This window comes from Microbacterium sp. SY138, from assembly GCF_039729145.1.
Lineage (GTDB): Bacteria > Actinomycetota > Actinomycetes > Actinomycetales > Microbacteriaceae > Microbacterium > Microbacterium maritypicum_A.
Genome location: NZ_CP155793.1, coordinates 2,656,181 through 2,668,232 on the forward strand (window position 1 = coordinate 2,656,181; position 12,052 = coordinate 2,668,232).

Below are 12,052 nucleotides of genomic sequence, written 5' to 3' on the forward strand. Positions count from 1 at the left end.
TCGATTGGAGCTCTCATGAACCGCGTCACCGTCGACGACCTGCTCTCCGTCCGCACGCCCGAGCAGCCCGCGCTGTCTCCGGACGGCACCCGCATCGCCTTCGTGCTGCGGACCACCGACCGCGACGGCGACCGCGACGCACGGGCGCTGTGGCAGGTTCCGGCCGCGGGCGGAACCCCCTCCGCGCTGACCTACGCGACGGCGGACTCGACGCCGGTATGGAGCCCGGACGGCTCGCAGCTGGCGTTCCTGCGCGCGCAGGACGGCCCCGCGCAGATCTGGCTCCTCCCGGCTGCCGGTGGCGAGGCGCGCAACCTCACGACTCTCCCCCTCGGCGCCGGCGCCCCCGCCTGGAGCCCCGACGGACAGCGCATCGCCTTCACGGCGCCGGTCGACGGCGCCGCGCTCCCCGGCGAGGGCGCGGAGACCATCCTCGCCCGGCGTTCGGCACCGACGGCCACCGACCGTCTCGGCTACAAGGCGGACGGCGCGGGGAACCTCGGCACCCTCGTGCAGCAGGTGCACGTGCTCGACGTCGACTCGGGCGCCGTCACGGTCCTCACCCGCGGATCCTCCCACGCCTCCGAGCCGTTCTGGTCGCCCGACGGCACGCGGATCGCCTACTCGTCGAGTGTCGAGGACGATGCGGACCTGACGATGCGGATCCCCGTGTTCGTGCGCTCCTCCACCGACCCGAACAGCGAGGCCGTGCAGATCAGTGCCGCCGACGTGCAGGCCACAGCGGTCGGCTGGACTCCGGACGGTCGCCACGTGCTGGCGGCCGGACGTCTCGACACCGAGGTCGGCAACGCGGATCTGCTGCTGTTCCCGGTCGACGGCGGAGAGCCGCAGAACATCACGGGAAGCCTCGACCGCAACGTGATGCCGGGTGGCCCCGGCTACCCCGGTGGGATGCCGCGGTTCACCGACGGCGGGGACATCGTGTTCTGCCTGCGTGACAACGGCTACTCGCACGTGTACCGCGTGGCCCCCGACGGGTCGGGCGCTGTGACGCTCGTCGGCGGCACCGCGAACGTGTCCGGGCTGTCGGTCGCCGGAGCATCCGCGGCGATCGTGCTCGCCACACCGGAGTCGTTCGGCGACGTCGCACTCCTGGACCTCGCCGACGGGACGACGAGCGTGCTCACCGGATACGGCACCCCCGACTTCGACCTCGTCCGCGCCGAGGAGCGCCGCTTCACGATCTCGGACGGCACGGTCGTCACCGGATGGCTGCGTCGAGACCCCGACGCCGCAGGGCCTCTCCCGCTGCTGCTCGACATCCACGGCGGCCCGCACAACGCGTGGAACGGCGCGGCCGACGTCATCCACCCGTATCACCAGGTGCTCGCACGACGCGGCTGGGCCGTCCTCACCCTCAATCCGCGCGGCAGCGACGGCTACGGCGACGCCTTCTTCTCCGCAGTCTCCGGAGGGTGGGGCGTCAGCGACGCGAACGACTTCCTCGAGCCGATCGACCAGCTCGTGGCCGAGGGCATCGCGGATCCGGCTCGCCTCGCCGTCACCGGCTACAGCTACGGCGGCTTCATGACCTGCTTCCTCACCTCGCGCGACGACCGCTTCGCCGCTGCCGTCGCCGGAGGTGTGGTCACCGACCTGTTCTCGATGGGAGGCACGTCCGACTTCGGCCACTACCTGTCGTCGAAGGAGAACGGCGGACTGCCCTGGCGCGACGAGGAGCGCATCTCGGCGCAGTCCCCGTTCACGCAGGTCGATCGGGTCACCACGCCCACCCTCATCCTGCACGGAGCGGCCGACGACCGCTGCCCCGTCGGTCAGGCGGAGCAGTGGTTCACCGCCCTGCGCGAACGCGGTGTCCCCACGCGTCTCGTGCTCTACCCCGGCGGTTCTCACCTGTTCGTCCTCTCCGGCGCACCCTCGCACCGGGCGGACTTCTCACAGCGCGTGATCGACTGGGTCGAGCAGTACGCCCCTGCCGCGGGGAAGCCCGTGCGCGCACGGCTCGACGCCCGGCACTGGCAGCAGCGGCTGAGCGCCCTGGCCGTAGCGCACAAGGTTCCTGGGGCGACCCTCGGCATCCTCCGCGTCGGCGAAGAGCCGGTATATGCGCATCACGGCATACTCAATGTGCGCACCGGCATCGAGACCACCGACGACTCCGTCTTCCAGATCGGCTCGATGACGAAGGTGTGGACCGCCTCCGTCGTGATGCGGCTCGTCGACGAGGGCAGGCTCGACCTCGATGCCCCGATCGTCGACTACCTGCCAGAGTTCTCCTCCTCGGATCCCGAGATCACCGGTCGTGTCACGATGCGCCACCTGCTCAGCCACACCAGCGGGATCGACGGCGACGTCTTCACCGACACCGGGCGGGGTGACGACACGCTCGAGAAGTACGTCTCGCTCCTGGACGGGGTCGCCCAGAACCACCCGCTGGGGGCGACCATGTCGTACTGCAATTCGGGGTTCGTGCTCGCGGGCCGCGTGATCGAGAAGATCACCGGCACCAGCTGGGACCAGGCCATGCGCGACCTGCTCATCTCGCCGCTCGGCCTCTCCCATTCCTCCACGCTCCCGGAGGAGGCCATCATGTTCCGGGCGGCCAGCGGCCACACCGAGACCGGCGACGACGGTCCCGTGCTCGCCCCCGCCTGGATGCTCCCGCGCGCGATGGGTCCGGCGGGACTGGTGAACTCCACGACCGCCGACGTGCTCGCCTTCGCCCGCATGCACCTCACGGGGGGACTCGCCGCCGACGGCACGCGGGTGCTGTCGGAGGAGAGCGTGCGACGGATGCAGCAGCGGGAGGTCGACATGCCCGATCCGTACTCGCTCGGAGACGCCTGGGGCGTGGGGTGGATCCTGTTCGACTGGGACGGGCGCCGACTCTACGGTCACGACGGGAACACCATCGGCCAAGCCGCGTTCCTGCGCATCCTGCCGGACGAGCAGCTCGCGGTGACGATGCTCACCAACGGCGGCAACACGCATGACCTGTATGCCGAGCTGTTCGACGAGATCTTCTCCGAGCTCGCGGATGTGCACGTGCCGGCGGGCCTCACCCCTCCGGAGGAGCCGTTCGCCGACGACTTCTCCGAGTTCGAGGGCATCTACGACCGCTCCGGGGTCCGCACCGAGATCTTCCGCGGTGACGAAGGTCTCCGCATGCGCACCACGCTCAACGGCCCCCTCGCCGCGCTGCTCCCCGACCCGGTGCAGGAGCACCCGCTGGTCCCGGTGCGTCACGGCGAGTTCGTGATGCGGCCGGAGGGCGAGCAGGGGTGGCATGCCGTGGTCTTCTACTCCCTGCCCACCGGCGAGCGCTACCTGCACCACGGCGTCCGCGCGGCGCCGAAGGTGTCGTGATGAGCGTGCAGGCGGACGTGGACCTCGACCGGGTCCTGGCCGACATCGAGACCCTCGTCTCCTGCGAGTCCCCCTCCGACGACCTCGACGCCGTCTCCCGCAGCGCCGATGTCGTCGCATCCCTCGGCGAGCGGCTGCTGGGCGTGGCCCCCGAGCGCATCGTGATCGAAGGGCGCACGCATCTGCGATGGCGGTTCGGCGAACCGGTGGTGCTGGTCCTCGGTCATCACGACACGGTCTGGCCGCTCGGCTCGCTGCGGAGACTTCCGTTCCGCCTCGACGACGGCGTGCTGCGGGGGCCGGGATGCTTCGACATGAAGACCGGCGTGGCGATGGCATTGCATGCCGTGGCGGCGCTGCCCGACCGCACCGGCGTCAGCATCCTGATCACGGGTGACGAGGAACTCGGTTCGCCGAGCTCACGCGCACTGATCGAGCAGGAGGCGCTCGGCTGTGCCGCGGCCCTCGTGCTGGAGGCCGCGGCCGAGGGCGGCGCCGTGAAGATCGCGCGCAAGGGCGTCTCGCTCTACCGGGTGCACGTCACCGGCCGGGCGGCTCACGCCGGGCTGGAACCGGAGCGCGGGGTGAACGCCGCCGTCGAGGCCGCGCATCTGCTGCTCGCGATCGCCGACCTGGGCGACCGCGCGGCGGGGACCAGTGTGACCCCTACGCTCGTGCGCGCCGGCAGCACCACGAACACGGTGCCGGCCGCGGCGGAGTTCGCGGTCGACGTACGGGTGCGCACAGTGGCGGAGCAGGACAGGGTGGATGCGTCGCTCCGCGGCCTCCCTCCGACGATTCCGGGTGCGTCCGTCCGTATCGAGGGCGGTGCGAACCGACGTCCGTTGGAGCCGGAGTCGTCGGCGCACCTGTTCGCGCAGGCGGTCGCGATCGCCGCGCGCACCGGACTCACTCCGTTCCAGGGCGTCGCGGTCGGCGGGGCCTCCGACGGCAACTTCACCGCAGCGCTCGGCGTGCCGACGCTCGACGGCCTCGGTGCCGTCGGCGGTGGCGCGCACGCCGATGACGAGCACGTGGTGATCGCGATGATCCCCGAACGCACCCTGCTGCTGCAGGAGCTGATCGCCACCGTCCTGGCCGCGCGGGAGACACCGCTCGATCGGGATGCACGGGCCGGAGGAAGGGCATGAGCATGACGGATGCCGCCGCGTTCCGCGCTTCGCCGGAGGAGGCGGCCGATGCCGCGAGCGCCGCAGCCAGGAGAGCGGGAGTGGATATCCGCCTGCTTTCGGAGGTGGACGACTTCGCCCGGGTCGCCGAGCTGTTCCAGAGCATCTGGACGAAGCAGGGCGAGGCCTCTCCCGTCAACGTCGAGACCCTGCGGGCGCTGTCGAAGGCCGGCAGCTACGTGGGCGGCGCCTTCGAGCACGACGAGCTGGTGGGAGCGTGCTTCGGGTTCTTCGCCGCCCCCGGCCAGCGCGCCCTGCACAGCCACATCGCCGGTGTCTCCTCGCGCATGCGGGGCCGCAGCGTCGGCTTCGCCCTCAAGGTGCATCAGCGGGCATGGGCGCTCGACGAGGGGCTGGACGAGATCTCCTGGACGTTCGATCCGCTCATCAGCCGGAACGCGCATTTCAACCTCGTGAAGCTCGCGGCGAGCCCGACGTCGTATCACCGCAACTTCTACGGACACATGGCCGACGCCCTCAACGGCGCGGACGACACCGATCGGATGCTGGTGACCTGGTATGTGCGCGACCCCCGGGTCGTGGCCGCCTGCCACGGCGATCCCGCCGTCTCCGCCGACCGACCCGACGAGGGATTGACCGACGGATCCGCCGACGGATCCGCGCACGTCGAGCCCCTGCTCAGCGTGGGCGAGGATCTCGGGCCGCTCCGTCATCGCACCGACGCGCGCCTGGTGCGCGTGGCGTTGCCGCGCGACATCGAGACCCTGCGTCTGACCGAACCCGCCCGCGCGACCGCGTGGCGTCTGGCGCTGCGGGAGACGCTCGGATCATCGCTGGAGGGTGGAGGTCGCGTGCTCGCGTTCGACCGCTCCGGCGCCTACACCATCGACAGAGGAGAACAGGGATGAAGCTCACCGGATTCGAGCTGCGCGTGATCGAGATGCCCCTGGTATCGCCGTTCCGGACGTCGTTCGGGGTGCAGACCGTGCGCGAGGCGCTGCTGGTCCGCGCGGTCACCGACGAGGCGGAGGGCTGGGGCGAGGGGGTCGCGATGAACGACCCGTTGTACTCCTCCGAGTACGTGGAGGCGAGCGTGGATGTGATCACGCGATTCCTGCTACCGGCGCTCGCGCAGGTGAAGGATCTGGACGCGGGTGGCGTCGCGCCGGCGCTGGCGAAGTTCAAGGGGCACCGCATGTCGAAGGCCGCGGTCGAGCTGGCGATCCTCGATGCGCAGCTGCGCGCGGCCGGAGTGCCGCTCTCCCGCGAGCTCGGTGCCGTGCGCGACCGGGTCGACTGCGGTGTCTCGGTCGGCATCATGGACTCCATTCCCGAGTTGCTCGACGCCGTCGGCGGATACCTCGACGAGGGGTACGTGCGCATCAAGCTGAAGATCGAACCGGGATGGGACATCGACCCCGTGCGCGCGGTGCGGGAGCGCTTCGGCGACGACGTGCTGCTGCAGGTCGACGCGAACACCGCGTACCACCGCGGCGACGCCCGGCATCTTGCCAAGCTCGACCCGTTCGACCTGCTCCTGATCGAACAGCCCCTCGACGAGGAGGATCTGCTCGGCCACGCGCAGCTCGCCCGGGCCATCACGACTCCGGTGTGCCTCGACGAGTCGATCGTGTCGGCCCGCGCGGCGGCGGATGCGATCGCCCTCGGCGCGTGCTCGATCGTGAACATCAAGCCCGGCCGCGTCGGCGGATACCTCGAAGCGCGTCGCATCCACGACGTGTGCGTGGCCAACGACATCCCGGTGTGGTGCGGCGGGATGCTCGAGACCGGGATCGGCCGTGCGGCGAACGTCGCTCTCGCGGCGCTGCCGGGCTTCACGCTCCCCGGCGACACCTCGGGTTCGGGCCGCTACTACTCCCGCGACATCACCGAGCCGTTCGTCGTCGAAGACGGCACGCTCACGGTTCCGACGGGCCCGGGGATCGGTGTCACCCCGGACCAGGCTGCGCTGGACGCCGTGACGGTCCGCACCGAGTGGATCGCCGTCTGAGCACAGGATGACCGCCCGAGCGGGGCACGACGATCCTGTCGAGATCGACCAAGAGTCGATACGATTTCGTCGTGCCCCACAGCTCCGCGACCGGCGGTCTCCCCCTACCCTGGGCCCTGTGCTCATGTCCGTGACGACCAGGCCCCGCGCCAGCCTCGGCCGGGTCATCGAAGACCTCGGCAACACCCTGCTCGAGGTCGTGAGCGGTGCGGCCGACGACGACGCCGAGATCGAGACGGTCGTCATCCACGACGTCCTCGACGACGCCATGCCGATGCGCGGTGCCCTCGTCCTCGGCGTCGGGCTGAGCGACCCCGAGGAGATCGCCGCACTGCTGCAGACCCTCGCCGCCCAGCACGCCTCCGCCCTCGTGCTACGCGCCCCGGTGCGCGCCGAGCAGCCGGTGCGCGATGCGTCCGAGGCCACCGGCATCCCTGTCCTCGCCCTCACCCGCGGGGCGTCGTGGGCACAGTTGGCCGCGATGCTGCGCTCGCTCATCGCCGAGGGCGACGTCGGCGATCAGGGAGCCACCACGCTCGGCGGGATGCCTTCCGGCGATCTCTTCGCCCTCGCCAACGCGATCGCCACCCTGTTGAACGCACCGGTCACGATCGAGGACCGCAACTCCCGGGTCGTCGCGTTCTCGGGGCGCCAGCACGAAGCCGATCCGGCACGCATCGAGACGGTTCTCGGACGACAGGTCCCCGAGCGGTTCGCACGCCAGCTCGAAGAGCGCGGGGTCTTCCAGGAGCTGTATCGCAGCGAGGATCCGATCGACGTCGGTCCGGTGCTCAACACCGAGGGCCTTCCGTCCTTCCCCCGCGTGGCCCTGGCCGTGCGCGCGGGCGACGAGATCCTCGGATCGATCTGGGCCGCGGTGCAGGAGCCGCTCTCCCCCGACCGTGTGCGTGCGCTGAAGGACTCCGCCGGCTTGGTGGCCCTGCATATGCTGCGCCTGCGGGCCGGTGCCGATGTCGAGCGCCGGCTGCGCGCCGACCTGCTCGCCACCATCCTCGAAGGGGGTCCGGGTGCGGCGGATGCCACGGCGCGGCTGCGGCTGAACGACCACCGATGCGTGGTCCTCGCGCTGTCCGCGGCGGAAGAGGCCGACGACGAACCATCGGCCGGCGCCCGGGGTGTCGCGGAGAGACAGCACATCGCCGACGCCTTCGCCGTGCACCTGGGCGCGGTCTACCTCCGTTCCGCCGTCGCCGTGATCGGCGATGTCGTGTACGCCGTGGTCGGCACCCGCCCGGAGCAGGGCGATGCCGAATCCGGAGCCGAGCGCAGCGACGCGGACAACCGCGCTGCGCGTGTGGCCACCGACTTCCTCGGTCGGCTCGGAGCGACCAGCGAGATCCGCATCGGCGTCGGCACGGTGGCGGACGAGACCACCGGCATCCCCTCATCCCGCGCGAACGCCGACCGCGCCCTCCGCGTGGTCCGACAGGCCCCGTCGCATGAACCGGTGGCACGCTTCACCGCTGTGCAGATGGAGGCACTGCTGGTCGAGCTCGGCGACCTCGTGCGTGCACGGGGTGACCAGCCCACCGGCCCCGTCGCCCAGCTCCTCGCCCAGGATCGGGAGAAGGGCACGCACCTGGTCGAGACGCTGCGGGCCTGGCTCGATGCCTTCGGCGATGTCGCGGTGGCCGCGGCCCGGGTCTACACGCACCCGAACACCTTCCGGTATCGGCTGCGCCGACTGTCGGAGATCAGCGGACTCGATCTGACCGATCCGGAAGCCCGGTTCTCGGCCATGGTGCAGCTGCGTCTGCTCGTTCCCCGCGACTGACGCACCCCTCGCACCATCAGGGGACAGCGCCACCTCAGGGACAGGGCCGCATCAGCGGACAGCGCCACCTCAGGGACAGCGCCTGCCCCGCCCCTCCCGGGGACGGGGCCGGCAGAGGCTCGTGGCCCGTCGCCGTCGACACCCGGCAGGGGCGGCTCGTGGCCTCTCCGTCGAGTGCGCGTGATGCCCGCTCGTGGCCGACATCCTGCGTATCTGACACTCATTTCAACACGTATAGGGCATTCAGACCATAGAGTGAGTTTCGATTGATCGATCCGATCAATCCACGCGACCCGAAGAACGTGACGGTGATCGAAATGGCCAACCTCGACGAGACCGACCGACGGATCCTCACGGTGCTCGACACCGACCCACGGCGCCCGGTGGCCCTGATCGCCCAGGACCTCGGCCTCGCACGCGGCACCGTGCACGCACGTCTCGACCGTCTCGAGTCGGGTGGCTATCTGCGTGCGCACAGCTCGCGCATCCTCCCGCAGGCACTGGGCCGCGGCGTCGCCGCCTCGATCCTCGTCGAGCTCGACCAGCACAAGATCACCGCCGCGATCGAGGCGCTCAGCCGTGTTCCCGAGGTGCTGGAGTGCTTCGCGCCGGCCGGTGACACCGACCTGCTGCTGCGCGTCGTCGCCCGGGACCCGGACGACCTCTACCGCGTCGCCGAGGTGGTGCGGCTGTGCCCCGGCATCCTCCGCACCTCGACGAGCCTGTTCCTGCGCGAGGTCATCCCCTACCGGGTGAGCGCACTGCTGCAGGCGGAGTGAGCGTCTCGCCCGTCAGCCGATGATGCGCGCGCCCGGAACGGGACCGTGCACATGCAGGGGGTCGAGCCCTCCCTCCCGCAGCGAGGACTGCACGTCCTGTGCGGTCTCGGGATCGGGGCACAGCAGGGCCACGGTGGGTCCGGAACCGGAGACGATGCCCTGCAACGCGCCGGCAGCGACCCCCTGACGGATCGTGTCGGCGAGGTCGGGTCGCTCGTAGAGGGCCGCAGCCTGCAGATCGTTGAACAGCGTCTCGGCGAGCCTCACCGGGTCGCCCGACCGGAGCGCCTGCAGCACCGGGATCGGCACGTCGAGCGACAGCGGCGGATCGTCGGCGAGAGCCCCCTCCTCCTCGCGCAGCAGGTCGAGGCGCTCGTAGACCACGGGCGTCGAGAGCCCCTGCTCGCTGGGCACCAGGATCCAGTCGAAGCGTCCGCGCGCGAGTGCCGGGTTGAGCTGATCGCCGCGACCGGTGCCGACCGCCGTGCCGCCGTGCAGCGCGAAGGGCACATCCGCGCCGAGACGCGCGGCGAGGTCGTGCAGGCGCGTCTGCGACAGCCCGGTGCCCCACAGCGCATCGCAGGCGACCAGGGCGGCCGCAGCATCCGCAGACCCTCCCCCCATGCCCCCCGCGACGGGCACACTCTTGCGGATCTCCAGGGCGACTCCGCCGCGATGATCCACGGCCGCGGCGAGCAGCTTGGCCGCACGCATCGCGAGGTTGCGGTCGTCGAGAGGAACCGAGCCGATGTCTTCCACACCCGAGACCGTGACCGAGAAGTCGTCGGCCGGGCGCGCGATCACGTCTTCGTAGAGGGAGACCGCCTGGAACACCGTCGCCAGCGCGTGGTAGCCGTCGTCATGCCGCCCGCCGACCCCGAGGAAGACGTTGATCTTCCCCGGGGCGCGCACGTGCACGGAATCGGTGAACGCGGCATGGCTCATGATCGGGTCACAGCTCCGAGGACTTCGCCCACAGGTTGACGTCGATGGCGCCGGCGAGCTCGTCGATGCGGGCGAGCTCCTCCGTCGTGAAGGCGGGTCCGTTCACCGCCGCGATGTTCTCGTCCAGCTGTTCGGGACGGGAAGCGCCGATCAGTGCGGAGGCCACGACGGGGGTGCGCAGCGTCCACTGCAGGGCGAGCTGCGCGAGCGACTGGCCGCGTCCCTGCGCGACCTCGTTGAGTGAACGCAGCGTCTGCACCGCGTCGTCGGTGAGCCGCCCCTCCGGCAGCGAGCCGCGCTTCTGCGCGCGCTCGGCCGTACCGTCGCCGAGGTACTTGTCGGTGAGCAGCCCCTGCGCCAGCGGCGTGAAGGCGATCGCCCCCAGGCCCGACTGCTCGAGGGTGTCGGTCAGGCCGTCCTCGACCCAGCGGTTGAGGATCGAGTATGCGGGCTGATGGATGACCAGCGGCGTGCCGAGGTCCTTCGCGACCGCGACGGCCTCGGCCGTGCGCTCGGCGCTGTAGGACGAGATCCCGACGTACAGGGCCTTGCCCTGCCGCACCAGGGTGTCGAGCGCGCCGACCGTCTCGGCGATCGGGGTGACCGGGTCGACGCGGTGCGAGTAGAAGATGTCGACGTAGTCGAGACCCATGCGGGTCAAGGACTGCTCTGCACTGGCGAGGATGTACTTGCGGCTCGCGAAGTCGCCGTAGGGGCCGGGCCACATGTCCCACCCGGCCTTCGACGAGATGATCAGCTCGTCGCGGTACGGGCGGAGGTCTTCGGCGAAGATGCGCCCGAAGTTCTTCTCGGCCGAGCCGTAGGGCGGGCCGTAGTTGTTCGCCAGATCGAAGTGCGTGATGCCGCGGTCGAACGCGTGGCGCAGCAGTGCGCGCTGGTTGTCGAGCGGGATGTTGTCGCCGAAGTTCCACCACAGCCCGAGCGAGATCGGGGGCAGGTAGAGGCCGGACGTGCCGACCTGGCGGTAGGCGAACTGCTGGTAGCGGTTCTCGTCCGCCGCATACGGACGGTGCAGCTCGGGGACATCGGGGCGGAAGCGGGGGGAGTCGGTCACGGTGCCAGATTACTGGGTGGGAGCGACGTCGTCGGTGACGATCTCCGCAGCGGCGTCCGCCGCCGGGGCGTGCTGCGCGATGCGCTGGTAGTCCTCGACCGTGAGGTCTTCTCCGCGTGCAGTCGGGGCGACACCGGCGGCGATCAGCACCTCCGACGCCGCGGCCGAGCTGCCGAAGATCCCGGAGAGGGCCTGGCGGAGCATCTTGCGGCGCTGGTTGAACGCCGCGTCCACGATCTGGAACGTGCGGCGACGCTCCTCCTCGGTGCCGCGCTCGCCCTCGGAGCGGTCGAAGCCGACGAGCAGGCTGTCGACGTTCGGCACCGGCCAGAACACCTGGCGGGAGACGTTTCCGGACAGCTTCCACTCCCCGTACCAGGCGGCCTTGACGCTGGGCGAGCCGTAGATCTTCGAGCCGGGCTTCGCGGCCAGGCGCTCGGCGACCTCGGCCTGGACCATCACGACGCCGCGCTGGAGGTAGGCGAAGTTCTCGAGGAAGTGCAGCAGCACCGGCACCGAGACGTTGTAGGGCAGGTTGGCCACCAGCACGGTGGGCTCCCCCGGCAGCGCGGTGATGCGCAGCGCATCCGCATCGACGACCGTGAGCCGATCGGCCTCGACGCCGTGCTCGGCCGCGGTCTGCGCGAGGCGGGCGGCCAGTCGGTGATCGATCTCGACGGCTGTGACGGAGGCGCCGGTCTCGAGGATCGCGAGCGTCAGGGAGCCGAGCCCCGGTCCGACCTCGACCACACGCTCGTGCGGCTGCACGCGGGCCGCCTGCACGATCTTGCGGACGGTGTTCGCATCGGTGACGAAGTTCTGGCCGAGCTTCTTCGTCGGGGTGACGTCGAGCTCGGCGGCGAGGCGGCGGATCTCGGTGGCGCCGAGCAGGGTGACGGTCATCCCCCCATTCTCCCCCACTCCTTCGATGTCCCCCGCCGTCAGTAG

At 70.7% G+C, this 12,052-nt stretch carries 9 protein-coding genes; 6 read left to right on the forward strand and 3 right to left on the reverse strand.

Translation table 11 applies throughout. The features are described from left to right. The first annotated feature begins 15 nt into the window (after positions 1-15). From ABDC25_RS12585 to ABDC25_RS12610, 6 genes are all read left to right on the forward strand, one after another. A complete protein-coding gene (locus ABDC25_RS12585; protein ID WP_347123108.1) occupies positions 16-3,348 on the forward strand; it encodes a serine hydrolase in 3,333 nt (1,110 codons plus the stop codon). After that, complete coding sequence (locus ABDC25_RS12590) at positions 3,348-4,499, forward strand: M20 family metallopeptidase (RefSeq protein ID WP_347123109.1); 1,152 nt, start codon at positions 3,348-3,350, stop codon at positions 4,497-4,499. Before ABDC25_RS12585 ends, ABDC25_RS12590 begins: the two co-directional genes overlap by 1 nt. Then, a complete protein-coding gene (locus ABDC25_RS12595; protein WP_205810386.1) occupies positions 4,496-5,407 on the forward strand; it encodes a GNAT family N-acetyltransferase in 912 nt (303 codons plus the stop codon). The genes ABDC25_RS12590 and ABDC25_RS12595 overlap by 4 nt, the downstream gene beginning before the upstream one ends. Beyond that, positions 5,404-6,510 (forward strand): o-succinylbenzoate synthase, encoded by a 1,107-nt coding sequence (menC, locus tag ABDC25_RS12600; RefSeq protein WP_021199895.1) that lies wholly within the window; start codon positions 5,404-5,406, stop codon positions 6,508-6,510. The genes ABDC25_RS12595 and menC overlap by 4 nt, the downstream gene beginning before the upstream one ends. 124 nt (positions 6,511-6,634) lie before the next feature. Further along, entirely contained in the window at positions 6,635-8,305 is a 1,671-nt protein-coding gene (locus ABDC25_RS12605) for a helix-turn-helix domain-containing protein (RefSeq protein WP_029259618.1), read from the forward strand. 317 nt (positions 8,306-8,622) lie between these two features. Next, positions 8,623-9,084: an Lrp/AsnC family transcriptional regulator gene (locus ABDC25_RS12610; protein ID WP_029267058.1), complete on the forward strand. Its 462-nt coding sequence runs from the start codon at positions 8,623-8,625 to the stop codon at positions 9,082-9,084. 12 nt (positions 9,085-9,096) lie between these two features. On the opposite strand, the gene ABDC25_RS12615 is transcribed toward ABDC25_RS12610, so the two are convergent. Genes ABDC25_RS12615 through rsmA form a run of 3 tightly spaced genes read right to left on the reverse strand, consistent with a single transcriptional unit; the run spans position 9,097 to position 12,007 of the window. Beyond that, positions 9,097-10,029, reverse strand: a complete 933-nt coding sequence (locus ABDC25_RS12615) for a 4-(cytidine 5'-diphospho)-2-C-methyl-D-erythritol kinase (protein WP_021199898.1) — start codon at positions 10,027-10,029, stop codon at positions 9,097-9,099. 7 nt (positions 10,030-10,036) lie between these two features. Next, positions 10,037-11,104, reverse strand: a complete 1,068-nt coding sequence (gene mgrA, locus ABDC25_RS12620) for an L-glyceraldehyde 3-phosphate reductase (RefSeq protein WP_021199899.1) — start codon at positions 11,102-11,104, stop codon at positions 10,037-10,039. A gap of 9 nt (positions 11,105-11,113) precedes the next feature. Next, positions 11,114-12,007 carry a 16S rRNA (adenine(1518)-N(6)/adenine(1519)-N(6))-dimethyltransferase RsmA gene (gene rsmA, locus ABDC25_RS12625; protein WP_021199900.1) on the reverse strand — a complete coding sequence of 298 codons (894 nt, stop codon included), beginning with the start codon at positions 12,005-12,007 and terminating at the stop codon, positions 11,114-11,116. Positions 12,008-12,052: the final 45 nt, after the last annotated feature.